The sequence below is a fragment of the Vibrio sp. Vb1755 genome, from assembly GCF_033338635.1.
In the GTDB taxonomy this organism is placed as follows: Bacteria; Pseudomonadota; Gammaproteobacteria; order Enterobacterales; family Vibrionaceae; genus Vibrio; species Vibrio alginolyticus.
The window spans coordinates 78,742-102,924 of sequence record NZ_JAWOTA010000013.1; the positions used below are offsets into that span (position 1 = coordinate 78,742).

The window sequence follows — 24,183 nt, forward strand, 5'->3', positions numbered from 1 at the left end:
ACTAATTTGAGAGTAAATACTATGAAATTCGAAGCAGTAGTACGTACTGAACTAGGTAAAGGTGCGAGCCGCCGCCTACGTCACGCTGGCAAATTCCCTGCAGTTGTATACGGCGGTGAAGAAGCAGCAGTAGCTATCGTTCTTAACCACGACGACATCGTAAACCAAATGGACAAGCCTGAATTCTACGAAGGCATCGTTCTAGTTATCGATGGCAAAGAAGTTAAAGTTAAGCCACAAGACGTTCAACGTCACGCGTTCAAGCCAAAAGTTGAACACATGGACTTCATCCGTATCTAATTCCCTACCAAGGAATTAATCGGATTAAATCCAAACCTTTTGCATAAAAGATAATCGGATTTACCAACCGAGACATCTACAAAATTTCAAAACCCCGGAGTCTTACCACCTCCGGGGTTTTACTATATTTGGCATATAGCATTTGATTTATGAACGGGCAATATACTTCACTAAAGTGAGATCGGTCAGCGTCATATTCTCAATCACTTCCGACTCTTCCTCTCCAGTACGCACAAAACCACACTTCTTGTAAAAGTTAAGCCCCTGTTGATTAGTATCCAGTGCTTTCAAACTGATCTGCATAACTGACGTAGAGAGCAAACGTGTCTCTAACTCATCTAACAGTGCACTTCCTGCTCCTTGCCCATAATGTAGCGGCGTAACGTAGCAACATGTCACTAATGCCGTTTTATCTTCGCTGGTGTGGTTAGGTAACTCGTAACTTAAAAAGCCAACAATTTCTCCTTGCCTCTCAACTACGATCAATTGGGCCAGTTGCTCCGTCATCACTCGCGCCCACATCCTTTCTCGACGCTCAATCGTAAACTGCTCTATGTAGCTCTTTGGCATTAATCCTTTATACGCCACCTGCCAAGAATCAACGTGTATCTTGGCGATTTGGGCTGCTTCCTTTTTGAGTGCGTCCCTTACTGTGTATCTCATAAGCATCCTTTATTAGCGTTCACCACTTACAAATTCTTTTAACCCTACCCTTTAAACCAAAGCTCAAAGATAACAGTTACAGTCGCAACGCTTTACATTAATCCATTTCATTTTCATTAATTAAATGATAGTTCACATCATAATATTCGAAGAAGAACGATCCATTATTTACTTTTCATTTTGACTCATTAGGTTGAATCTATTTGTTTAAACATTCGAGTGTCAAATGCGGAATAAGCACGATAAGGTATCGGATGAGGATAAATAAACGATGCTTAAAGCATAAGGTTTCTAAACGATCGCAATTATAGTAAAGAGATAAATACAATTTTTAATAGAGTTTGGCAGAATAAAGCCATGACCAAATGAGTTTAAGCTCTGTGCTGTTCATTATGCATACAAACCGCCACCCCTCATCATCAGAGCGAAAATTTATAACGATTTGTGTCATACCTATTAGGAAAAACATAAACTTGGCAAAATAATCACCAAAATCAGCGTAATACTTCGCAAAAATGCGCATTGATTCACACAAACAACACACATTCAATTAACTACCTCACAAAAAATAGAGCTAGCTATATAAAATAAATACTAAATACCAATTCTGTTTATTTATAGACGTAGTTTGCAGGCTTATTAATTCATTTCTCCGATAGAAGTATAAATAAGAGATAGATCACTAAAGTTTCACATTAATTCCGTATATTTCACGCCGTAACAATAACAAAATCACAAAGAAAGGATCCCTTATGAAGTTTTCCAAATCTCTTTTGGTAGTGGCAGTGGGCGCTGCGCTAGCAGGATGCGGCTCAGACAGCGACAATTCTCCAGTAACCTGCGAGACTGCAGATTCTTGTACTAAGTTCACCGTTCTCCACACTAACGATAACCATGGTCGCTTTTGGCATAACAGCGACGGCGAATACGGCATGGCTGCGCGTCACACTTTAATCGAATCTATCCGCGCAGAAGTCGAAGCAAAAGGCGGTGAAACCATTCTGCTATCTGGCGGTGATATTAATACCGGTGTACCAGAATCAGACATGCAAGATGCGGTTCCAGACTTCGTAGGGATGAACCTACTTGGTTACGATGCAATGGCTGTCGGTAACCACGAATTTGATAACTCACTAGATATTCTCGATATGCAAGCCGAGCTAGCTGACTTCCCTATGCTGGCTGCGAATATCTATAAAAAAGATACAAACGAGCGTTACTTCGCCCCTTACAAAGTATTTACTATCAACGGCCTTAAGATCGCTGTTATTGGTCTAACAACGCAAGACACTGCGAAGCTAGTCAATCCAGACAACGTATCAAACATCCACTTCGAAGACCCTCAAGTAGAAATCAAAAAGGTACTGAAGGAAATCGAAGAGAACGAAAAGGTAGACCTAGTATTTGCAACGACGCACATGGGTCACTACGAAGATGGTAAAAACGGTAGTGAAGCACCAGGTGACGTTAAACTCGCTCGCTCTCTTGAAGAAGGACAGCTAAACGCTATCATCGGTGGTCACTCACAAAACCCTGTATGTATGGAACCAGGTACCAATGAGTATGCTGATTTCAAACCTGGGGATGATTGTGCCCCAGACCAACAAAAAGGCACTTGGATTATGCAAGCGCATGAGTGGGGTAAATATGTGGGTCGTGCAGACTTCGAATACTACGACGGCAAGCTTCACTTAGCGAACTACGCACTGATTCCTGTAAACCTTCTAGACGAAAACGATGAAGTTATCGGTGAACGAATTCAACAAGATGCAACAGTAAAAGCGTTACTACTGCCATACCAACAACAAGGTCAAGAGTTATTAGATGAGAAGATTTCTAATACGACGGGTAAGTTAGAAGGTGATCGTAACGTAGTTCGCTCTCAACAAACTAACCTAGGTCACCTACTCGGCGAGGCATACCGTACTTACAAAACGGTAAATGCTGACTTTGGTGTGATGAACTCTGGCGGCGTGCGTGATTCAATCCAAGATGGTGATATCACTTACCGTGACGTACTAACGGTTCAGCCATTTGGTAACTTCGTGACTAAAGCAACTATGACAGGTAAAGAAGTTAAAGAATACCTAGACGTGGTTGCGACGAAATCTGCAGGGTCTGGAGCTTACGCTCAACTAGATAACATCACTTTAGATGTAAACTGTGATGCTGGCTCAGTAACCATTACCGATATTAACAATAAAGGCTTCGATCTAAACGAAACGTACACATTCTCTGTAATCAGCTTCAGTGCTGCTGGTGGCGATAACTATCCAATCATCAATGTTCAATCTACACAGCTAACCGATGCATACGTTTTGCGCGAGTTCTTCGTAAACAACCCACAAATCTCTGCGGATAACTACAACAATAACTTAGAGAACGTCAAGTACTTCAGTAATGGCCAACCAGTAAAAGGTTGTCCTGCAACTGGTAGCTAATACTCAACACCTTACCCCTGGCGCTAAGAGCTTTTACAAGCAATTTCGTCAGGGCTTTCCTTAAAACCGAAGCTTTGTGCTTCGGTTTTTTATTTTCGATAAATTACTGAAAACTCTCCACCTTCACAATATGTTCAAAAATTGTTCATTTGTGTTATTGACGCCCCTGTGTTGGGCTTCTATGTTTGATAAGGTCTTTTAAATATGCAGGTTCATCGGCTAAATTTCGCGAAACATTTTCAATCGCACAGTCAATGATTCTGAGAAAGATGTGAATGGCGTTACAAACACTGCTCTCAAACAATTTGTCTTTGGACTTCAAACGATGGTGATGTGCCTCCACGCGCACACTAATGAGCAGCGATCTGGACGTCAATGTGTTCAAACTGCTGCCATCGAGTTCTGGAGGTCAAAAATGAAACGAGCCAGCAATAGCTACAGACTCCAAATGATCAAAGAAGTAGTTACCCGTAGAGAGCGTGAAGCTTGTACGGATCCTATGGCGAGATACATTCATCAACTCATGGATGAACGCCCAACAAGTAAATTAGATGTTGAATTCAATCATCGATTTTCAGGAAATCACTTCGACGAACAAGCGGGAGGCTGGGTTAACGACCGTTGGTCGATGAAATAACGCCAATTACCGCTTTATAGGGAAAATGGATAGGAGATTCCCGGTTCTTAAAGGACACCTTGCCGGACCGGGAATATGTAAAAGCCTAATCAGAACCGAAAGCGAAGGCGTAACCCACAGACTGAACAAGAGTTCTAGAATAAGTCTTGTTGAGGCGATGACTCATCTTGAAGCTGTTCTGGCTTCGTCTTCCCTGCCAACATCTTTCTTCCGTACCTTTGACGACACAACTTAATAACGTGCAACTGCTGAGCGGGGGTTAAGTTAAGCCAATTAAACCTTTCCTCTCTCTTTCTCATACACCCCTTGCAATACCCTTTTTCATCGGAGGTACATACTCCAACACAAGGGCTTGGGACAGTAAAAAACTCCAGTTGCTCCATACTAAAACCGCTCTTTCCATATTAGGGCGTATTGGCCTAGTTTAAATAATGAGAAGATTAGTCAGCAACAAAACCTGCTATATACTTCGTTATGTCAAAAACATACGAAACCATAACCTTATGCTGACAAAAACAGTGTTTTATTACTTATACTTACCGCGTTTATAAAAACGGAGTCTATAAAATGAAGCTTAGCCTAAAAACGTTAGTTACAGCAATCTCTCTCCCTGTTCTTATGACTGCTTGTGCTAGCAACGGTGATGATGTGAAAGAAATAACGGCTCAAGATTTGCAGCACCACAACTGGGAACTTGTTCAAGTTGATGGCAAAAATATCGTTCTAGACGAACACCAAAAAGCTGCTCGCCTAGAAATCGGTGAAAATCTAACCGCAAACGGCAACGCAGGTTGTAACAACTTCTTCGGTCAAGCCGAGCTGAAAAACAACCAACTACGCATCGAAAAAATGGGCATGACCATGAAGATGTGTATGGAAGATCAAATGAAGATCGAAAACGCAATGACACAAACACTATCTAACTGGAGCGATATCACGCTAACTAAAGATGGTCTTGTTCTGAAAAGTGCCGATCACGAATTGACGTTTACACTACGTGACTGGGTAAACTAATCCCAACTAAGTAAACCAAATAGTATTTTGAAAGCAGCCAGACGGCTGCTTTTTTTATGTCCACGAGTCATTGGTCGTGCATGCCAAAGTCATTTAAGTGACAAACTTTCTTTCTCTTTTGCCCTCAATTCCATGCTTTAAACATCAATTTTGCTCTGTAAAACAACCTATTCATATCTCTGGGGACAATAATTTTCAATTACTTGAAAGAATATCCTCAAACAAACGGTCCGCTCCTAGAATGACACCAAATTTGTCCTTTCTTCGTTTTGCTTCACATTGAGAGTAATTCTTTGAATCAATGAGTGATTCCGTTTGGGATTGGCATTGATAATAGAGAGAGATGAATTACTATCCTTGTAACAGAGCGGAACGACTTGCGAAAACGTCAATAGAAACGAAAGCAAGAACCAAAAGACATAACACGGAATAGATATGAAAAAGCTACTCAGCAGCATTGGCATTTTAGCCACGACTTTTGCGACACCTTCTTTTGCCGATTCATCAGTGAATAGCGAATGGCAAAAAATCGAACATCAAGCCGACGGGCAATCCGTCTACTTTCATGCTTGGGGCGGAAGCCAAGAAATTAATCGCTACATACAGTGGGCGAGTAGAGAGCTAAAATCACGTTATAACGTGACGCTAAACCACGTTAAAGTAACTGATATTTCTGAGACCACTACTCGACTTATCGCAGAAAAAGCGGCAGGCAAAAACAGCGGTGGCAGTGTTGATATGGTTTGGATCAATGGCGAAAACTTCAAATCAATGAAGGATAACCAATTGCTATTTGGTCCTTTTGTCGAAGGTTTGCCAAGCTGGCAATATGTGGATAAATCTCTACCAATTGATGTGGACTTCTCCGAGCCAACAGAAGGTCTAGAAGCACCTTGGGGAGTAGGACAATTAGTGTTTATCCATGACGAGCAAACCCTCCATAACCCTCCAAAATCATTCGCAGAAATGCTGAGCTATGCAAAAGCGTTCCCGAATCGCCTGACTTACCCTCGACCACCAGAGTTTCATGGCACAAGCTTTATCAAAGCATTACTCATTGAACTGTCTAACAACGCCCCTGAGCTGCAACAACCAGTTACCGATAACACGTTTGAGCAAGTCACTCAACCGCTGTGGTCTTATCTAGATGAGTTCCATAAAGTCGCTTGGCGCGGTGGTAAGCAGTTTCCAGGTGGTACAGCAGAAACCCTTCAGCTACTAGATGATGGTCAGACTGACCTGGCGATTACCTTTAACCCGAACGCGGTTTTCTCTGCGCAGTCGAGCGGTAATCTTGCAGAGAGCACCAAAGCGTACGCAATGGACGCAGGAGCACTCTCAAATATCCACTTTTTAGCGATTCCTTGGAACGCAAATGCCAGTGCTGGTGCACAAGTTGCGATAAACTTTTTATTGAGCCCTGAAGCACAGTCTCGCAAAGGTAACCTAAACATCTGGGGCGACCCTTCGGTACTAAGCAACCAATACCTAACTGGTTCGGCCAAAAACACTCAACAATTCAAATCTATCGCTGAGCCACATCCAAGTTGGCAAGCGGCGTTAGAAAAAGAATGGTTGAAACGCTACGGGAATTAGTAAGAATCCATGTTAAGAGCGCTGTATTTAGTCATTATCGCAGTTTGTATTTTGCCTACCATTCCGGGACTACTTGGAGTGGTGGTCTCTGCGCTCGGTTATGTGCCTCCTATCGGCTTGCACCACTTTTCTTTAGATGGCTTTAACGCTGTTTTTGATTGGGAGGGTGTTTGGACATCCATCGGGCTTACTTTCTACTCTGCCATTTTCAGTAGCTACTTGGCTTGCTTCATCGCATTTGCAATTCTACAAGCCTCTTGGGGCAGTAAGTTTTGGCGAAAAATTGAAGTTAGCCTTTCCCCACTTCTCGCGATGCCGCACGTCGCGTTTGCAATTGGCTTTGCGTTCTTGTTTGCCCCAACTGGTATGGGCGTTCGTGTTCTCAACCAACTGTTTGGTTACGACCCGAATGCACAAACGGTGAATGACTTAGCATTGCTGATTAAGGACCCACATGCACTCGGTTTGGTCATCATGCTTGCGATTAAAGAAGTGCCGTTTTTATTGTTGATGAGTATTCCGATCCTTCAGCAATTGAAAGTCGATAAGGTTGAAAAAGTCAGTCACTCGATGGGCTACAGTTCCGCGCAAGCGTGGTGGAAATGCGTATTTCCGCAATGGTTAGCAAAACTTCGTTTCCCAATGCTGGCGGTATTGGCTTACAGTTTGTCCGTTGTCGATATCGCCCTGATTATTGGCCCTACCAACCCACCCACGTTTGCGGTTTTGGTATGGCAATGGTTTAACGATCCAGATTTATCGCTCCTACCAAGAGCTGCCGCTGGCGCAGTAATACTGTTTGCGATCGCTAGCCTTTTGATTGGATTTGCACGCTTAATGGAATGGTGTATTACCAAAGGCTTCAAACGCTGGCAGTACTCTGGTCGAAACGGTTTTCGTTTACCCGGTAAAACCCTATTTTCACTGGTCGCGCTACTTGCACTTCTAATGATTCCACTCATGGTGGTGTGGAGCTTTGCTCAACGTTGGCGCTTTCCAGATTTGCTCCCAAGCCGTTACAGCCTGCGTTTTTGGGAATACGAATGGCACAGTATTCTTGGCACGCTGGAACAGAGCATGCTGATTGCCGTTATCAGCGCGACTGTCGCTCTAGCCCTTGCCTTGATCGCACATGAGTATCGCCTTCGTTATCGCTGGCAGGTGCCCGGTTACATCATCGCCATCCCAATGCTGATTCCTCAGCTATCCGTGCTATTCGGTATGCAAGTAGTGACGCTGTACTTAAACAGTAACGCGTATTTCTTTTGGGTATGCTGGGCGCATGTGTTCTTCGCATTCCCATTTATTTACCTCTCGCTAGACGGGCCGTGGCGCAGCTTCGATAACAGCTTAACTCGCGTCGCACTCAGCTTGGGTAAAACACCGATGCAAGCTTGGTTAAAAGTGAAACTGCCAATCCTCCTGCCTGCAATTGCATTCGCGTGGGCTGTCGGTATTAGTGTCAGCCTGGCGCAATACCTACCAACATTGGTGCTAGGGGCTGGGCGCATTAGCACCATCACAACCGAAGCCGTTGCACTATCCAGTGGTTTTGACCGACGTGTCACCGCTATTTACGCCATTTGGCAAGCTCTGCTGCCATTCTTGTTCTTTTCTTTTGCGATACTGCTTAGCCACTTGCACAGGAAGTATCGCCGCTTGTCTATAAAAGGTTTACTACTGAATGAGTCTTTGTCTCGAAAACCTCGCCATCCGTAAAACCAATGGCGACGCGCTTTTTTCAGCGTTCAACATGACCGTAGAAAAAGGTGAAATCGTTACCCTGATGGGGCCTAGCGGTTGTGGTAAATCCACTTTGTTGGATGCCATTGCCGGGCACCTATCCGCCGAGTTCAACTACTCTGGATCCATTACGCTTGATAACGAAAAGTTGGATGCCCTCCCTGCCCATAAGCGTCAGGTCGGTATTCTATTCCAAGAAGATTTGCTCTTCCCTCATTTAACGGTGTGGGAGAACCTTGCCTTCGCGCTACCAAACTCAATCAAAGGTGAAGAGCGTAAAGCTCACGCTATGCAAGCACTGAAGAACATTTCATTGACCAAACTAGCAGAGTCCTTTCCTGACCAAATTTCGGGAGGGCAACGTGCCCGTATCTCATTGACTCGTATGCTGCTAGCAAAGCCAAAAGTTGCGCTACTTGATGAGCCCTATAGCAAGCTGGATAAAGACCTGCGCGTGCAATTTCGCAATTGGGTGGTCGAACAATTGCAGCAAGCGAACATCCCTACTTTGATGGTAACGCACGATGAAGACGATATTCCTGATGGCAGCAGCTGCCTAAACTGGCCGTGGGAGACAAATCATGCTTGATAGCCTGAGTATAAAGCTCATCCGCAAACCGCTGGCACTCAGTGCGAAATATCTCGATAAATGTGGTATCACTGCAAATCAGACGACAGTGTTTGGTTTTGTACTTGGCTGTTTTGCCCTGCCGGCTTTGATCACCGAACAGTACTTGTTGGCGTTGCTGTTTATTTTGCTGAACAGAATCTGTGATGGGTTAGACGGTGCACTGGCGAGGATTCAAGGCATTACCGATGCGGGTGGTTTTCTTGATATCAGCTTAGATTTTTTGTTCTATTCGTTGATTCCTTTTGGCTTTGTGCTTGCCAACCCAGAGCACAATGCCGTTGCAGGCGCATTTTTGATTTTTTCCTTCATCGGCACTGGTAGTAGCTTTTTGGCTTTTGCCATCATGGCAGGAAAACAAGGCATCGATAATCCGGTATATAAAAACAAATCGCTTTACTACATGAGCGGCTTAACCGAAGGTACAGAAACCATTGGCTGCTTGGTTTTATTTTGTTTGCTACCGCAACACTTTGCCGTCATCGCGTATATCTTTGGCGCGGCATGCTGGTTTACTACTTTTACACGTATTTATTCAGGGTTTCATACGCTTAACGATCATTAATACTGCTTAGACAATCGCGTTTCCTTAAGGGACAGGCCGCTAAGCCACTGTTTTATAAAGCACCAAAACGCAGGTTAAATTGGGGTATATACTCTTTGAATGAAGAAACCATTCGGAGGCTATATGAAAAAACAGATCAATTTAGGCATGTTGCTCACCATTACTTGTGCGCTCGTGCTTGGCGGCTGTAGCTCACCTAACCCGTACGGAGATGCATACGGCTCATCCGACACTCGCAAAGTTCAGCAGGTTTACTACGGCACAGTAGAAAAAGTAGAACCCGTAACCATTGATGCCTCTACCCAATCCAATGCCATTGGCACCATCGCTGGTGCTGCCGTGGGCGGGATCTTAGGCTCAAAAGTTGGGGGCGGTTCTGGCTCGGATATCGCTGCCATTGGTGGTGGTCTATTGGGTGGCTATGCAGGCAGCAAAGCGGCTGAAGCAACCGCGAAAAGAAATGGCGTGAATCTGACCATTCGTTTAGAGGACGGAAAGATTATCTCTATTGTTCAAGAAGCAAATCCAAACATGATTTTCCAACCAGGCCAAGCGGTCCAAATCAATGTTTCTGGTAATGACGCCAGAGTCGTTCCTCGTTAATTCGGACGAACCAAACCTTTGGCCTGCTTTAATTCAAACACCTAATCCGCGCAAGCTTACATCACTGGCTTGTTAACTTGCGCGTTTCTTTTCGTATCAAACTTGATCGTCGTCAATGGAACATCAATCTCCCACACCTTTCGATGTTCAAATGACATCAAGTTGCTAGCATGAGCCCATTCCAGATAACTTTGGGCTTGTTATGACTCCGACTGTTGACCACGTATTCCTTAATATCGCGCTAAACCTCAGCTCAAATCGCTCTCACGAGCAGCAATATCAAAATCTCATTGATGGGGTCGCGCAAGTATTCCCATGTGATGCGAGCTGCCTGTTTATCTTCGATGAGGATGGGTTTCTAACTCCTGTCGCGGTAAAAGGCTTATCCAGCTCGGTCTTAGGTCGTCGCTATTTCCCCAAGGCGCACCCTCGCTTAGATGCCATTATTCATAGCCGTGAACCGGTGCGTTTCGATGCCGATTGTTCACTGCCGGATCCTTTCGACGGCACACTATTAACTGAAGACCAATGCATTGATGTTCACGATTGCATGGGCTTTAGCTTGTATGTCGAAGGCCAACTTGTTGGCGCACTAACGATGGATGCACTAACGGTGGGCGCGTTTGATGGCATCGATCCTGTCGCTATCGAAACCTTTGCGGCTTTGACCGCTGCGACATTGCGTAACATTGCTCAGTTAAAAGCGCTCAAAGCGCAAAACCAGAAGCAAAAAAGCGTCACTCAAACCCTTATCCAGCAAGCCCGTTCTCAACATGGTGAAATGGTGGGTTTGAGTCCACAGATCAACCAGTTACGAAACAACATTGCGACCGTTGCTCAATCAGATTACGCAGTACTTATCACAGGAGAGACCGGTACTGGTAAAGAACTGGTCGCGCACTCGGTACACGCGCAATCTCATCGTAGCGATAAGCCGATGATTTACGTCAACTGTGCGGCCCTGCCTGAAGGTCTGGCTGAGAGTGAACTGTTTGGCCATGTCAAAGGCGCATTTACAGGTGCTAATAGCCACCGTGCCGGTAAGTTTGAACTGGCAGACGGTGGAACGATTTTCCTTGATGAAGTGGGCGAACTGCCTTTGATTTTGCAAGCAAAATTGCTACGTGTGATTCAACAAGGCGAGCTGCAACGTGTAGGTAGCGATCAGCATTTGATGGTCAATGTGCGCATCATCGCCGCGACTAATCGACAATTAGAAAAAGAGGTCGAAGCTGGCACGTTTCGAGTAGACCTTTTCCACCGTTTAAACGTGTTCCCAATCCAAGTCCCCCCACTGCGTGCCCGTGACGGAGATATTCCCGTTTTAGCAGGATACCTGTTAGAAAAAGTACGCCAACAATTTAATGCGCCCAACCTGCACGTTCACCCTAAGGTGTTGGCTCAACTGGAGTCTTCACCTTGGTACGGAAACGTACGCGAGCTCGAACACACTTTAACTCGCGCGGCTTTACACGCTATTCAACAAGGTGCAAGCACGATCATGCTTAACCATTTCGACACCTCATTGGCTCTCGGTGATGTAAAAAACACATCGCATTATTTACCCAAAGAAAGCCAACCAATGCGAGAACTGATAGAAAGCTATCAACGTGATTTAATTGAACATGCTTTAAGCCAAACTGGTGGCGTTTGGGCAAAAGCAGCGGAGTTTTTGCAAATGGATCGCGGGAACTTATATCGAATGGGTAAAAAGCTCGGGATCAATAAATAACCAACCACAAGAAGCTGATGTAATTAAGACATCATTTACGTTGTCTTAATTACATCACTCGCCCTATCAAAAACAAATAAAATCATTAAAAATCAACAAGATAATAATTGGCACGCATTCTGCTCTCTAGTGGTCAACATCACGACTATTAAAACAATCACTGGAGAACCCAATATGTTCTGTATTCAATGTGAACAGACAATTCAAACCCCTGCTGTTAAAGGTTGTTCTTTTGCACAAGGTATGTGTGGTAAAACTTCTGAAGTATCTGACCTGCAAGACGTGTTGGTTTACACACTGCAAGGGGTTTCTTTTTGGGCATCAAAAGCACTTGAATTCAACATCATTAACGATGAAATCAACCAATGGGCACCCAAGGCATTTTTCTCTACATTGACGAACGTTAACTTCGACCCTGAACGCATCCTAGAGTTAACTTCTCAAGCCGCAACGTACAAAGCATTGTTAAAAGAGCAAGTAATGTCTGCTGCGACTTTGTCAAACACCAACCTTACTGACATTCCTGCCGTTGCCAACTTCGATCTACCAAACAGCGCAGAAGCGATCTTAACTTTTGCTCCTCAAGTCGCGGTGAACCGTGGTAAGGACCAAGTACATGAAGATGTTATTGGCCTACGCCTACTTTGCCTATACGGCCTTAAGGGTGCCGCAGCATACATGGAGCACGCACGTGTTCTTGAGCAAACCAACAACGATATCTATGCCGAATACCATGAAATCATGGCGTGGTTGGGCACAGACCCTGAAGATCTTGGCGAACTACTTGATTGCTCAATGCGCATCGGCCTGATGAACTACAAAGTGATGGAAATGCTCGACCAAGGTGAAACAACGACCTTCGGCCATCCAGAACCAACCACGGTGAACGTCAAGCCAGTAAAAGGTAAATGTATTCTTGTTTCTGGCCATGATTTGCATGACCTAGAAAAAATCCTGCAACAGACCGAAGGCAAAGGCATTAACGTTTACACCAATGGTGAAATGCTGCCTGCACACGGCTACCCTGAGCTGAAGAAATACTCTCATCTTGTCGGTAACTACGGCAGCGCATGGCAAAACCAGCAGAAAGAATTCGCCAACTTCCCTGGTGCAATCGTAATGACGTCAAACTGCTTGTTGAATCCAAATGTGGGTCAATACGCAGACCGTTTATTCACTCGTAGTATTGTTGGCTGGCCTGGTGTGGCTCACATCGAAGGCGATGATTTTAGCCAAGTGATTGAATGTGCTCTAGCGCAAGACGGTTTCCAACACGATGAAATCGAACACCACATCACGGTTGGTTTTGGTCGCAATGCACTGATGAACGCCGCCCCTGCGGTTATCGACCAAGTGAAGCAAGGCAACATCAAACACTTCTTCCTAGTCGGCGGTTGTGATGGTGATAAAGCGGAACGCAGCTACTACACCGATTTTACGGCTGAAGCGCCAGAAGACACGCTAATCCTGACCTTGGCGTGTGGTAAGTTCCGCTTCAACAAGAATACGTTCGGAGATATCAACGGCATCCCTCGCCTATTGGATGTGGGCCAATGTAACGATGCTTACTCTGCAATCCAGCTTGCACTTGCACTGGCGAAAGAGTTTGACTGTGACATCAATGAACTACCACTCACGCTTGTGCTTTCTTGGTTCGAGCAAAAAGCGATCGTTATCTTGCTAACGCTATTTGCATTGGGCGTGAAAGGCATTTACACAGGCCCTACTGCACCGGCATTCCTAACGCCAAACCTAATCGCCATCATCCAAGAGAAGTTCGATATGCGCAGTATTGGCAATGTTCAGGATGATCTAAAAGCCATCCTAGCAGCTTAATAAACTTGCTTGTTACGCGCCTCCTTACGCGGAGGCGCTATCTATTTCGAACCCAAAATAGCCACAACCAAAGAGATTGTTATGTTTTTTGAATGGCAAGGTAACCAACCCGTCACACTCCGTTGCATCGACAAATACTTCGAAACACACGACACCGTCAGCATCAAATTGGCTGAACTAACCGAGTCACTTCTGTTTCAGTTTAAACCTGGCCAGTTTATTAACTTGGGCGTCGAAATTGATGGAAAAATGGAGTTTCGTGCCTATTCAATCAGCTCGATCAATGAAGACGATCACCTTCAACTCACCATCAAACGAGTATCTGGCGGTAAAGTATCGAACTACATCGTTGACTCGCTGCTGCTCGGTGATACCGTTCAAGCATTACCACCAGCGGGCGAATTTAACTGCATTGACCACCCACCCGTTTTACGTGATGGCGAAACAAGAGCCTTGCTTATCAGTGCAGGTTGCGGCGTCACGCCCGTATTTTCGATGGCAAAGCACTGGCTGAGTAATCAAGATGAAAACGACAACGATGTGGACATCGCATTTCTTCATATCACACACAGCCCAGAAGAGACGATTTACTACGATCAGCTAGAAACGTTAGACGCCGTATATCCCAACTTCCATTTAAAGCTGTTGCTGAAAAACCGCGAAGGAACGTCACACCCACAAGGTCGTTTGAATGCCAACTGGATTAAAGAGCTTGTTCCTGATTTCAAACAGCGCACCGTTTACCTGTGTGGTCCAAGCCAGTTTATGCTAGATGTACACGGCTATTTGAATGACCTTGGTTTTGACATGACGAACTTCTACCAAGAGAGTTTTACGCCAGCGACTGGCGCAGAAACATCGGTCTCCGATGAGACGGTTAACGTTTTTGTTCCTGATTTTGCTCAAAGCATCGATGCGCAAAAAGGTCAGGTACTGGCCGATGTGCTCGAAGGCGCAGGTTTACCATTAATCGTCGCTTGTCGAAGCGGAATTTGTGGCTCGTGCAAATGCAAGGTTCGTAAAGGCAACGTCTCTTCCACTAGCCTAGAAACATTGACGCCAGAAGAAATTGAACAAGGCTATGTGCTCGCCTGCTCATCAATCATCGAAGCGGATCTTGAAGTGCAGATCGGTTAATGCTGCTGGTATCGATCTTTTATTGTTTCCCGTCATTCCGACGAGCCTAGGCGAGGTCAGGAATCTAATATCAGCGTGTTAGGAATAACTCACTCTGATAATAGACTCTGAATCACACTCGCGTCTCGCTATTCAGATTGACGGGGTATCGCGGAGATGCCAGCCGTACTCAAACGGCTGGTATTATAGATAGGTACAACTTTCGTTTCGTCGTCATTGCTTCTCGCTAAACAACAACACTTTCAATGCTGCTTCGCTGTCTACGTCCATAAACTCTGGCGGGTTATCCAGACGCTCACGGAATGTCAACTCTGGCGCTTCTTCTTTCATGCTTTCAATCAAGAAGTCGCTTGTCACAGATGGTGAGTTCACACATGCCATCACTTGACCGCCTTCTGCCAACAAATCCGGCAATCGACGTAGAATCTTTTTGTAGTCTTTAGTCAGCGCAAAGCTGCCTTTCTGGAATGAAGGCGGATCGATAATGATCAAGTCATACTGACCAGATTTCTTAATCTTACCCCAAGATTTAAAGATATCGTGCCCCATAAAGCTTACCTGGTTGATGTTATGACCATTTAGCTTGTGGTTCTCACGACCTTTAGACAGCGACGCTTTCGCCATGTCGACGTTAACCACTTTATCTGCGCAACCCGCAATGGCAGCGACAGAAAAGCCACACGTGTAAGCAAACAAGTTGAGCACGTTTTTATGCTTGGCATTTTCGCGTACCCAATCACGACCGTAGCGCATGTCCAAAAACAGACCGAAGTTTTGGTTGCGGCCAATATCCAATTGGTATTTCAAACCACTTTCTTCAACGACAGGGCGAGCGTCTAATTCACCGACAAGCACTTCTGAAGGCGCACCATCGGCATAACGGTGCTGAAGAACCATAGTGCGACCTTGCTTGTCTGCCCACAGTGGTGATAGTGCCAACGCATTGAGGCCGCTTTTCAGCTCAGCGAGAAACGCGTCGTCGACTTCTTTAAACAAGTTGATGATCAACTGACCTTGTAACCAGTCACAGGTGATTTGCTCTAGGCCCTCAAAACGACGGCCACGACCATGAAACAGTCGACGAATTTCGTTCGGAGCTTGCGCGAGCTCGGTTTCTAGATGCTGAAAAAACAGCGGAAGTTGTGATACTTGCATCGAGTTCTCTTATTAGTTTTCTTTGTGACGGTTATTTGATCGTAGGCCAGCTCAGTTCCCAAGGGGAAAGCCAAGTATCCAACCCCTGAGAGACGATTTCATTGTGCCATTTGTTACCCAGCACTTGGTATTCTCGTGGATCGCAAACAAAGCGATATTGCTCATCTCGGTATTGGAAGCAAAGTGAAAATGCATGCAGGTAACCGCGATCAGCCTCATTGCCTGCATTGTAAATCGGGTCGCCAACAATACCTGAGCCAACCGATTTTAATGCCACGCGGATTTGATGCGTTTTACCAGTGTGTGGCTTACATAAAAATAGGCGCTCTCCGGGCTCTGCCGCAAGAGAGAAAAACTGGGTGACGGCTGGGTTATTTTTGCTGTTGACCAGCTTCCATGATGAACGGCGCGAACGCTCCATATCACCAACGACCAAACCTTGTTTCTTTTTCGGCTTTTTAGAGCCAATCGCTAGGTAGAACTTTTCTACTTGGCGGTCAGCGAAGGCTTGCGATAACGCACTGGCCGCTTTGGCGTTGCGTCCGAGGAGCAGAATACCCGATGTCATTTTATCCAAGCGATGGATAAGATAGAGCTGCTGATCACCACTCTGCTTAGCCACTTCTTGCAGCAGCATTGTGTCGCCATCGTCTTTATGAACAGAGACGTTGGGATGCTTATTGATGATCAGAAAATCGGGATGGGTATGTAGAATATCGAACATAAAAAAAACTGGCTCCACGTTTGGAGCCAGCAGTATACATAAGTTATCGGACAAAGCTATCGAGGCTTGCCCTAAGGCCTGAGCTAGAGCTTTCTAGAGAAAATACCAGCAAGACCAATGATTGCGATACCCAGCAGCATGATTTCACCTTTACCACTATCAAAGCCAGACTTAATCCCCATGAAGGCAACAATAGCAATCGCAACAGGAATCAGGTATTTAACTAGGTTGTACCACAATCCAAATAACGGGAAGGATACTTCGCCGTCATTAGTGATCTCTTTTTCTAGCTCAGCACGGCTTAGGCGCCATCCAGCAAAGATACAAACCAACATACCACCAACCGCTAGGAAGATTTTGTCCGTTAGCAAGTCGAAGATATCAAAGGCACCGGTACCAAACAGCGTTGGTCCCATTCCACCTAACGATAGTGACGCAAAAATACATAATGCCGCCATAACTGCACTTGCAGACAGAACTGCGTTAGAGCGCTTCATGCCTTTCTCGTCAATTAGGTAAGACACGACAACTTCCAATAGTGATACTGAAGAAGTTAATGCCGCCACCGTCAAACCGATGAAAAATAACAACGCGAATAGCAACCCAATCACACCGCCCATTTCAGCAAATAGCTGAGGAACGACAACGAATACAAGACCAGGGCCTGCCGCAGGCTCCATGCCAAAGGCAAACATTGCTGGGAACATAGCAACACCAGCAAGAATCGCGACACCAGTATCCATCGCTGTAACCATACCGGTTGTTTGAACTAGGTTCTCTTTCTTCTTCAGGTAAGAACCGTACGTCATCATACAACCCATACCTAAGCTAAGTGAGAAGAACGCCTGCCCTAGTGCAGCAAGAACTACGTTGCTGTCGACTTTAGAAAAGTCCGGCATGAATAAGAACTCAAGGCCAGCCATTGCACCTGGCAGCATCAAGCCTTTAACAGAAACAACGATTAGGATTAAGAACAGAAGCGGCATCAGAACCTTACCGGCTTTCTCAATACCACCCGAAATCCCTTTCATCACGATCATGACGTTAAGGAACAGGTAAACACCCATCCACATTAAAGGTTGAATCGGATCTGAGATGAAACCGCCAAAACTGTCGCCAATTGCTTCTGGCGCGCTGAGTAGACCACCACCCACTTTAAAGATGTAGGCCAATGCCCAACCACCAACCACAGGGTAGAAGCCCATGATCAAAAGACCACTGAAGACTCCCATAACGCCAGTGAACGTCCAGCGTCGGTCAGTTGTTTTGAATGCACCTACGGCAGAAAGACCTGTCTTACGACCAATAGCGAACTCTGTCAGCATCACGCTAAAGCCGATAAAAATTACAAAGATAAGATAGATAGCAACGAATGCACCGCCGCCACTCTCACCTGCTGTGTAAGGGAATTTCCATATATTGCCTAAACCGACAGCGGAACCCGCTGCTGCCATTACGAAGCCTAGTTTAGACCCCCACGTATCACGTGGTGCTGCTGTATTAGTTGTAGCCACGCTTTTTCTCCAAAATTAGTTTGTTGTGTATGCATAGAGATAGGCGTCTAAAAAGTTTATGTAAAAATTATTGTACACTTATAAAATAAGCGTTCGACGCACTATGTCTAGAAAGTAAAGCAGCTCCCCTTTAAAATTGGAACCCCAAAAAAGTACATTTATCGCACAAGTGTCGAGTTACGCAGGTTAAATGCTGTTTTTTTGTTCAAAAGTTAAAGAATGACCTTATTTTTCACATTAAAATAACAGAATCAGCTGTTATGAAATTCGTTCCTCATATAAGGTCAATCCCACGTCTGAATGGGAAATCTATTCCCCCAACCCACTTTTATGCTTAATATCCTAGAAGGGCATATTACTCTGAGCGTATATGGACAAGTTTTATCACTTTCTTACTTTAGCTGGCATCGGGCTATATTGGTTACTGGTCGCAGGTGTGACCATTCGTGTCGTTTTAAAGCGCCGTGCAGTGAGCGTGTCTTTAGCTTGGCTAATGATCATTTATATCCTTCCCGTTCTGGGTGTCGCATGTTATTTCCTCTTCGGTGAACTGAACTTAGGCAGAAAGCGAGCCGAACGTGCGAAAGAGATGTTTACACCATTCGAGAAGTGGTTCAGTCAGTTGAACGACTGTAACGCGCACAACCCAGAAACGATGGGAAGGCACATCTACCGAATTGATGAACTTTGTAACAACCGCCTTGGTCTTCCCGCATTGAGCGGTAATACATTGTCGCTGCAACAGTCACCTAATGAGATTTTGCATTCCATTATTGAAGACATCGAAAACGCGCAGAGCAGTATTCGAATGGTATTCTACATTTGGCATCCAGGTGGTTTGGCTGACTCTGTCGCTTCTGCACTTATCCAAGCGGCTAAACGCGGCGTAGATGTCAAGCTATTGCTCGATTCAGCAGGTAGTCCGCGTTTTTTCAGAAGCCCTTGGTATCGAATGATGCAGGATGCTGGAATTGAAGTTATTCAAGCGCTAGAAGTGAAGATGTGGCGTATTTTCTTACGTCGTCTTGATCTTCGCCAACATCGCAAGATCATCGTAATTGATGATGAAATTGCTTATACAGGTTCAATGAACTTGGTTGACCCGGCTTACTTCAAGCAAAACAGTGGCGTCGGGCATTGGGTGGATATCATGGTTCGCATTACAGGACCAACGGTAAACGTATTGAGTGCCATCCACTGTTGGGATTGGGAAGTCGAAACTGGCGAGCGTCATTTACCAAGACTACCTGAATGCAAGATCGATGAGAGTGAATTCCAACACCCTATTCAGGTTGTGCCTTCTGGCCCAGGTATGCCGGAATATCTGATCTATCAAGTATTAACATTGGCAATAAACCAAGCCAATCGCTCGGTACGAATCACAACACCATATTTCGTGCCCAATGCTGATTTACTCGAAACGTTAAAGATGACAGCACAACGAGGCATTGACGTTGAACTCATTATTCCCCATAAAAATGACTCTATGATGGTGCAATGGGCGTCACGCGCTTTTTATAGTGAGCTCTTGAGTGCAGGGGTCAAGATTTATGAGTTTTATGGTGGTTTACTGCATACAAAATCTGTCGTAATTGACGACCAATTCTGTTTAGTTGGCACCGTAAACATGGATATGCGCAGCTTGTGGCTGAACTTCGAAGTGACCCTCGCCGTTGATGACGAAGAGTTCACCAAGCAAATGTCTTGGTTACAAGATAGCTATATTAAGCAATCTCACACTGTTGTATTGGAAGAATGGGAGAAAAGGAGCCTATTTTCTCGGTTCTTAGAGCGAGTGTTCTATCTCTTCAACCCACTCCTCTAATACCTCAAATACACAGGCTAAAAAACCTCCAGCGCTACATGCATCCTGCTGGAGGTTTGTTCTTTTAGCTCCCTATCTACACGATACCTCTCGACATCATTACCTGTTCATCTTGGCTGTTATTGGCTGATAGTTGACTTTTCCCTTGCATAACCTACGTCGTCCATGTTTTAAATATTCCAAACCGCAATATTTAAGACAGGGAACTTTTATGTCAGAGGGAAAAAAAACCAAACTCATTACCGCTGGCCGCGATAAAAAGTGGACAAATGGTGTTGTAAACCCACCCGTTCAACGCGCTTCAACTGTGGTATTCAATACAGTTGCAGAAAAGAACCAAGCCACCATTAATCGTGCAAACAAAACGTTGTTTTATGGTCGCCGAGGCACCAACACGCACTTTGCTTTCCAAGACGCAATGGTTGAGATTGAAGGTGGAGCTGGTTGCGCGCTTTACCCTTGTGGAACGGCAGCAATTTCAAATGCCATCCTCTCTTTCGTTGAAACTGGCGATCACATTCTAATGGTGGACACTTGTTACGAACCAACTCGTGACTTTTGTAACACCATCATGAAAAAGATGGGCATCGAAACCACCTATTATGACCCAATGATCGGTGAAGGTATCCGAGACTTGATTCAGCCGAATACCAAAGTCCTTTTCTTGGAATCTCCTGGTTCAATAACCATGGAAGTCCAAGATGTACCTACATTAGCGCGCATTGCCCACGAGCAAGATATCATTGTGATGCTTGACAACACATGGGGAGCTGGCGTGAACTTCTCTCCTTTCGAGCATGGCGTAGACATTTCCATTCAAGCGGCGACTAAGTATATCGTTGGACATTCAGATGTCATGCTAGGTACTGCTGTGGCTTCTGAAAAGTATTGGGATCAGCTTCGTGAACAAAGCTACCTGATGGGTCAGTGCGTTTCTCCTGACGACGCATACCTAGGTCTTCGAGGTATTCGCACGTTGGATGTTCGCCTAAGACAGCACGCAGAAAGCAGTTTAAAAGTCGCTCAGTGGCTCGCTTCTCGCCCAGAAGTTGATCATGTCCGCCATCCAGCTTTAGAAACAAGCCCTGGCCATGAGTTTTTCAAACGAGACTTCACAGGTGGAAACGGCTTGTTTTCATTTGTTCTCAAAACGTCTTATCCAAAAGCGACGACGGCTCTGCTTGATGGTATGAAACACTTCAGTATGGGTTACTCTTGGGGCGGTTATGAAAGCCTCATTCTAGCTAACGAACCTAAGAGCTTTAACAGCCTGAGAACCGTAGCTCACCCACACTTTGAAGGTACTTTGGTTCGTATTCATATTGGCTTAGAAGACGTAAATGACTTGATCGCTGATTTAGAGGCTGGTTTTGCGCGTTATAATGCCTTAATGCTTGAAAAAGAAGCCTCCCTATAACAATGATTGAATCGCCCTGCATTGCGGGGCGTTTTTATAACCCTCTGACTTAATTAGAATTAACTAACATTCGCCCGAACCATTAATTAATGTTAATCATTTGTGTTGTTTTTCAATTGAGCAGTCACAGAATGAAATAATGTGCCATAAATAGGCTTTTCAAATTTAGAGTTTCTCTCCTACTTTTTATCATTCATAAGAGGTCATACCACAAGGAGATAGTTTTGAAACTCAAATTTATAGCGCTAATGCTTTTTACCTTAGTTACCGTCCCAATAACCTCCGTATACGCTGCAACAGGTTATACCCAAACCAAGTATCCGATTGTCTTGGTTCACGGTTTGTTTGGTTTTGATACCCTGGCAGGCGTTGATTACTTTTTCGGAATACCACATTCCTTAACAAAAGATGGCGCTACGGTTTATGTTGCACAGGTATCCGCGACCAATAGCAGCGAAGTTCGAGGGGAGCAACTGCTTGCTCAAGTAGAAACCTTACTTGCAGCAACAGGCGCAGAGAAAGTCAATCTCATTGGTCACAGTCATGGTGGTCCAACAACGCGCTATGTTGCCTCTGTCCGTCCTGACCTAGTCGCATCAGTTACGAGTATAGGAGGCGTTAATAAAGGGTCTAAAGTGGCAGATTTAGTTCGTGGCACCGTATCTGAGGGTTCGGGTAGTGAGCAGCTCGCGGTAAAACTGGCGCAAGGCTTAACTACTCTTATTAATCTTCTATCAGGTGGTTCTGATCTCGACCAAGACCCTTTAGCCTCACTAGCAGCATTAACCACGGAAGGATCATTAGCGTTTAACCAACACTACCCGGAGGGGGTCCCTACCAGTGAATGTGGTAATGGTGACTTGCTGGCTTCAAATGGCGTTTATTACTACTCATGGACCGGATCATCCACTTTTACAAACGTTTTCGATCCGACCGACGCTGCCATGATGGTACTTGGCTTAGCCTTTGATGGGCCAAATGATGGCTTAGTTGGTGCGTGCAGCACACATTTGGGCAAAGTCATACGTGATGATTATCAAATGAACCATTTGGATGAAATTAACGGCCTGCTCGGTATTCATCATCTTTTTGAAACCGATCCAGTCACGCTTTATCGCCAACATGCAAATCGTCTCAAACTTCAAGGTTTATAAGAGGTCATCACAATGAAGAAAGTCGCTCTCACCACTTTTATCCTGCTCTCGATATTTGGCGTGGGAGCGCTTTCTCTGTTGCAAAGCGACAAACAACAAGAGATAACCTCTAACCATTCGCCATCTCAGCAAGATATAGCCGCCGATGTCTCTTCCCCAAAAGATTTCTTCGAATATTCTCTTAGCCGGCTGGGCGAAGAAGATCTCGATACGATCAAAGCGGAAGTTAATGATGACACTTTAGCAAAGCAAACTCTGAATATTGATGCCCAACTTTTTCAAACCTACCTTTCCTACAAGCAAGCACTCTCTGCATTAGAGCCTTTTCAGCACAACCACCTAACGCTTGAACAGTTAACCATGCTGAATGAAGCAATACTGAACTTACAGCTTCAATACTTTAACGAGGTGCAGATAACCCTATTGTTTGACGAAGAAAACCGACTTCGCCAACTTGCTTTAGAAAAGCTGACGATTAAAACACAGGCATCGGATATCGAGAGTCAAACACACCTTCTTAATCAAGCGTTATCAGAACAACCGGATTACATACGAGAAAGTGAACGCAATAACGCATTAGCAAAGCAGCTCGAGCAAGCTTCTCAGCTTGGTTCACAAGACAAGTACATCGCCCGTGTTGCTCTGGTAGGAGATGCCGGAGCGCAGAGGCTGCAAAAGCTTGATGAGAAAAGAGCATCATTTGAGACTCAACTCGCCACTTACTTAAAGCAGCGTCAAAATATTCTGAATAGAGATTTTCTAGGGCAAGACGAAAAACAGGCAGAAATCATTGCTTTAAGAAAACAAAGCTTCGATGCCACTCAATGGCGTCGAATCGAAGCTTTGGAACGTATTCATGATAGCCAGAACTAACAACATTAGCTTAATAGCCAAACGTTACTTATTCTGCTTTTTAGGACATCCAACGATATGGTCATCCACCATGCCGACGGCTTGCATGAAAGCATAACAGATGGTTTCACCGACAAACTTGAAGCCTTTCTTTTTTAGGAATTTACTCATGGCTTTGGATTGCTCTGTCGAAGCTGGTACGTCACTCATATGTTGCCATTGATTGACGATTGGTTCGCCATCCACGAACTGCCACAACGCGTCTGATAAACTCCCGTATTCAGCAATTAACGCTTTGGCCGCTTTGGCATTACTGAATACCGAGTTAATCTTTCCGCGATGTCTCACAACATCGAAGTTTTCCACGATGTATTCAGCGCGTTCTTCATTTCTTTGTTCCAACGCATCTAGATCGTAATTCTCGAACGCTTCTCTGTAACCTTCGCGCTTTTTAAGGATGGTGATCCAACTAAGGCCAGCTTGCGCACCTTCCAACGTAATAAATTCAAACAGGACTTGGTCGTCATATACTGGCACGCCCCATTCGGAATCATGATATTCGCGCTCTAATGGGTGATTCATCGCCCACGCACACGTTTTTTGTTCTGTCATTATTCTTCCTTAAAAAGCGCCTCTAACTGATGAGC

At 44.9% G+C, this 24,183-nt stretch carries 22 protein-coding genes; 16 read left to right on the top strand and 6 right to left on the bottom strand.

The genetic code is table 11. The features are described from left to right. The first annotated feature begins 21 nt into the window (after positions 1-21). On the top strand, positions 22-300 hold the full coding sequence (rplY, locus tag R7E00_RS13220; protein WP_005378066.1) for a 50S ribosomal protein L25: 279 nt from the start codon (positions 22-24) through the stop codon (positions 298-300). Positions 301-447: 147 nt separating this feature from the next. Here the strand turns inward: rplY and R7E00_RS13225 are convergent, their stop codons facing one another. Next, positions 448-963, bottom strand: a complete 516-nt coding sequence (locus tag R7E00_RS13225; protein ID WP_258482047.1) for a GNAT family N-acetyltransferase — start codon at positions 961-963, stop codon at positions 448-450. 752 nt (positions 964-1,715) lie between these two features. On the opposite strand from R7E00_RS13225, the gene ushA reads away from it, so the two are divergent. Continuing rightward, entirely contained in the window at positions 1,716-3,404 is a 1,689-nt protein-coding gene (ushA, locus tag R7E00_RS13230) for a bifunctional UDP-sugar hydrolase/5'-nucleotidase UshA (RefSeq protein WP_258482046.1), read from the top strand. A 415-nt stretch (positions 3,405-3,819) separates the two neighbouring features. After that, positions 3,820-4,041: a hypothetical protein gene (locus R7E00_RS13235; protein ID WP_258482045.1), complete on the top strand. Its 222-nt coding sequence runs from the start codon at positions 3,820-3,822 to the stop codon at positions 4,039-4,041. Between the two features lie 134 nt (positions 4,042-4,175). On the opposite strand, the gene R7E00_RS13240 is transcribed toward R7E00_RS13235, so the two are convergent. Next, positions 4,176-4,424 (bottom strand): DUF1289 domain-containing protein, encoded by a 249-nt coding sequence (locus R7E00_RS13240; protein ID WP_258482044.1) that lies wholly within the window; start codon positions 4,422-4,424, stop codon positions 4,176-4,178. A 184-nt stretch (positions 4,425-4,608) separates the two neighbouring features. Here R7E00_RS13240 and R7E00_RS13245 point away from each other — a divergent pair, with 184 nt between their 5' ends. The 9 genes from R7E00_RS13245 to R7E00_RS13285 all read left to right on the top strand — a co-directional run bounded on the left by R7E00_RS13245 (position 4,609) and on the right by R7E00_RS13285 (position 14,895). Continuing rightward, positions 4,609-5,055 carry an META domain-containing protein gene (locus R7E00_RS13245; RefSeq protein WP_005378077.1) on the top strand — a complete coding sequence of 149 codons (447 nt, stop codon included), beginning with the start codon at positions 4,609-4,611 and terminating at the stop codon, positions 5,053-5,055. Between the two features lie 435 nt (positions 5,056-5,490). Continuing rightward, entirely contained in the window at positions 5,491-6,651 is a 1,161-nt protein-coding gene (locus R7E00_RS13250) for an ABC transporter substrate-binding protein (protein WP_064353819.1), read from the top strand. A gap of 9 nt (positions 6,652-6,660) precedes the next feature. Further along, positions 6,661-8,370: an ABC transporter permease gene (locus tag R7E00_RS13255; RefSeq protein ID WP_258482042.1), complete on the top strand. Its 1,710-nt coding sequence runs from the start codon at positions 6,661-6,663 to the stop codon at positions 8,368-8,370. After that, on the top strand, positions 8,336-8,983 hold the full coding sequence (locus tag R7E00_RS13260) for an ATP-binding cassette domain-containing protein (protein WP_065274385.1): 648 nt from the start codon (positions 8,336-8,338) through the stop codon (positions 8,981-8,983). Before R7E00_RS13255 ends, R7E00_RS13260 begins: the two co-directional genes overlap by 35 nt. Then, positions 8,976-9,587, top strand: a complete 612-nt coding sequence (locus R7E00_RS13265; protein ID WP_042522015.1) for a CDP-alcohol phosphatidyltransferase family protein — start codon at positions 8,976-8,978, stop codon at positions 9,585-9,587. Before R7E00_RS13260 ends, R7E00_RS13265 begins: the two co-directional genes overlap by 8 nt. Positions 9,588-9,710: 123 nt before the next feature. Further along, positions 9,711-10,190 (top strand): glycine zipper 2TM domain-containing protein, encoded by a 480-nt coding sequence (locus R7E00_RS13270; protein WP_005386695.1) that lies wholly within the window; start codon positions 9,711-9,713, stop codon positions 10,188-10,190. 202 nt (positions 10,191-10,392) lie between these two features. Then, on the top strand, positions 10,393-11,922 hold the full coding sequence (norR, locus tag R7E00_RS13275; protein ID WP_167415136.1) for a nitric oxide reductase transcriptional regulator NorR: 1,530 nt from the start codon (positions 10,393-10,395) through the stop codon (positions 11,920-11,922). A 174-nt stretch (positions 11,923-12,096) separates the two neighbouring features. Continuing rightward, positions 12,097-13,758, top strand: coding sequence for a hydroxylamine reductase (hcp, locus tag R7E00_RS13280; protein ID WP_213907840.1), 1,662 nt, complete (start codon positions 12,097-12,099; stop codon positions 13,756-13,758). Between the two features lie 81 nt (positions 13,759-13,839). Next, positions 13,840-14,895 (top strand): hybrid-cluster NAD(P)-dependent oxidoreductase, encoded by a 1,056-nt coding sequence (locus R7E00_RS13285; RefSeq protein WP_258615327.1) that lies wholly within the window; start codon positions 13,840-13,842, stop codon positions 14,893-14,895. A gap of 213 nt (positions 14,896-15,108) precedes the next feature. Here the strand turns inward: R7E00_RS13285 and R7E00_RS13290 are convergent, their stop codons facing one another. The 3 genes from R7E00_RS13290 to R7E00_RS13300 all read right to left on the bottom strand — a co-directional run bounded on the left by R7E00_RS13290 (position 15,109) and on the right by R7E00_RS13300 (position 18,228). After that, positions 15,109-16,050 (bottom strand): class I SAM-dependent methyltransferase, encoded by a 942-nt coding sequence (locus tag R7E00_RS13290; protein ID WP_213907836.1) that lies wholly within the window; start codon positions 16,048-16,050, stop codon positions 15,109-15,111. 31 nt (positions 16,051-16,081) lie between these two features. Then, positions 16,082-16,774: a TIGR01621 family pseudouridine synthase gene (locus R7E00_RS13295; protein WP_086046635.1), complete on the bottom strand. Its 693-nt coding sequence runs from the start codon at positions 16,772-16,774 to the stop codon at positions 16,082-16,084. A gap of 83 nt (positions 16,775-16,857) precedes the next feature. Continuing rightward, complete coding sequence (locus R7E00_RS13300; protein ID WP_043884644.1) at positions 16,858-18,228, bottom strand: sodium-dependent transporter; 1,371 nt, start codon at positions 18,226-18,228, stop codon at positions 16,858-16,860. A gap of 430 nt (positions 18,229-18,658) precedes the next feature. Between R7E00_RS13300 and cls the strand changes: the two genes are divergently transcribed. The 4 genes from cls to R7E00_RS13320 all read left to right on the top strand — a co-directional run bounded on the left by cls (position 18,659) and on the right by R7E00_RS13320 (position 23,557). After that, positions 18,659-20,113 (top strand): cardiolipin synthase, encoded by a 1,455-nt coding sequence (cls, locus tag R7E00_RS13305; protein WP_005378105.1) that lies wholly within the window; start codon positions 18,659-18,661, stop codon positions 20,111-20,113. 211 nt (positions 20,114-20,324) lie between these two features. Further along, on the top strand, positions 20,325-21,530 hold the full coding sequence (locus tag R7E00_RS13310; RefSeq protein ID WP_042522027.1) for a cystathionine beta-lyase: 1,206 nt from the start codon (positions 20,325-20,327) through the stop codon (positions 21,528-21,530). A 248-nt stretch (positions 21,531-21,778) separates the two neighbouring features. Then, a complete protein-coding gene (locus R7E00_RS13315; RefSeq protein WP_017820863.1) occupies positions 21,779-22,684 on the top strand; it encodes an esterase/lipase family protein in 906 nt (301 codons plus the stop codon). Positions 22,685-22,696: 12 nt separating this feature from the next. Beyond that, positions 22,697-23,557 (top strand): lipase secretion chaperone, encoded by an 861-nt coding sequence (locus R7E00_RS13320; protein WP_025766863.1) that lies wholly within the window; start codon positions 22,697-22,699, stop codon positions 23,555-23,557. 24 nt (positions 23,558-23,581) lie between these two features. Here the strand turns inward: R7E00_RS13320 and R7E00_RS13325 are convergent, their stop codons facing one another. After that, entirely contained in the window at positions 23,582-24,148 is a 567-nt protein-coding gene (locus R7E00_RS13325) for a DNA-3-methyladenine glycosylase I (protein WP_005378109.1), read from the bottom strand. Between the last annotated feature and the right edge of the window lie 35 nt (positions 24,149-24,183).

Coding starts and splice junctions, on each gene's coding strand:
- R7E00_RS13270 (WP_005386695.1), top strand. CDS start 9,711: ATGAAAAAACAGATCAATTTAGGCATGTTGCTCACCATTACTTGTGCG.
- R7E00_RS13225 (WP_258482047.1), bottom strand. CDS start 963: ATGAGATACACAGTAAGGGACGCACTCAAAAAGGAAGCAGCCCAAATC.
- R7E00_RS13295 (WP_086046635.1), bottom strand. CDS start 16,774: ATGTTCGATATTCTACATACCCATCCCGATTTTCTGATCATCAATAAG.
- R7E00_RS13320 (WP_025766863.1), top strand. CDS start 22,697: ATGAAGAAAGTCGCTCTCACCACTTTTATCCTGCTCTCGATATTTGGC.
- rplY (WP_005378066.1), top strand. CDS start 22: ATGAAATTCGAAGCAGTAGTACGTACTGAACTAGGTAAAGGTGCGAGC.
- R7E00_RS13260 (WP_065274385.1), top strand. CDS start 8,336: ATGAGTCTTTGTCTCGAAAACCTCGCCATCCGTAAAACCAATGGCGAC.
- norR (WP_167415136.1), top strand. CDS start 10,393: ATGACTCCGACTGTTGACCACGTATTCCTTAATATCGCGCTAAACCTC.
- R7E00_RS13235 (WP_258482045.1), top strand. CDS start 3,820: ATGAAACGAGCCAGCAATAGCTACAGACTCCAAATGATCAAAGAAGTA.
- ushA (WP_258482046.1), top strand. CDS start 1,716: ATGAAGTTTTCCAAATCTCTTTTGGTAGTGGCAGTGGGCGCTGCGCTA.
- R7E00_RS13310 (WP_042522027.1), top strand. CDS start 20,325: ATGTCAGAGGGAAAAAAAACCAAACTCATTACCGCTGGCCGCGATAAA.
- R7E00_RS13290 (WP_213907836.1), bottom strand. CDS start 16,050: ATGCAAGTATCACAACTTCCGCTGTTTTTTCAGCATCTAGAAACCGAG.
- R7E00_RS13285 (WP_258615327.1), top strand. CDS start 13,840: ATGTTTTTTGAATGGCAAGGTAACCAACCCGTCACACTCCGTTGCATC.
- cls (WP_005378105.1), top strand. CDS start 18,659: ATGGACAAGTTTTATCACTTTCTTACTTTAGCTGGCATCGGGCTATAT.
- R7E00_RS13250 (WP_064353819.1), top strand. CDS start 5,491: ATGAAAAAGCTACTCAGCAGCATTGGCATTTTAGCCACGACTTTTGCG.
- R7E00_RS13325 (WP_005378109.1), bottom strand. CDS start 24,148: ATGACAGAACAAAAAACGTGTGCGTGGGCGATGAATCACCCATTAGAG.
- R7E00_RS13255 (WP_258482042.1), top strand. CDS start 6,661: ATGTTAAGAGCGCTGTATTTAGTCATTATCGCAGTTTGTATTTTGCCT.
- R7E00_RS13245 (WP_005378077.1), top strand. CDS start 4,609: ATGAAGCTTAGCCTAAAAACGTTAGTTACAGCAATCTCTCTCCCTGTT.
- hcp (WP_213907840.1), top strand. CDS start 12,097: ATGTTCTGTATTCAATGTGAACAGACAATTCAAACCCCTGCTGTTAAA.
- R7E00_RS13300 (WP_043884644.1), bottom strand. CDS start 18,228: ATGGCAGCAGCGGGTTCCGCTGTCGGTTTAGGCAATATATGGAAATTC.
- R7E00_RS13265 (WP_042522015.1), top strand. CDS start 8,976: ATGCTTGATAGCCTGAGTATAAAGCTCATCCGCAAACCGCTGGCACTC.
- R7E00_RS13240 (WP_258482044.1), bottom strand. CDS start 4,424: ATGGAGCAACTGGAGTTTTTTACTGTCCCAAGCCCTTGTGTTGGAGTA.
- R7E00_RS13315 (WP_017820863.1), top strand. CDS start 21,779: ATGCTTTTTACCTTAGTTACCGTCCCAATAACCTCCGTATACGCTGCA.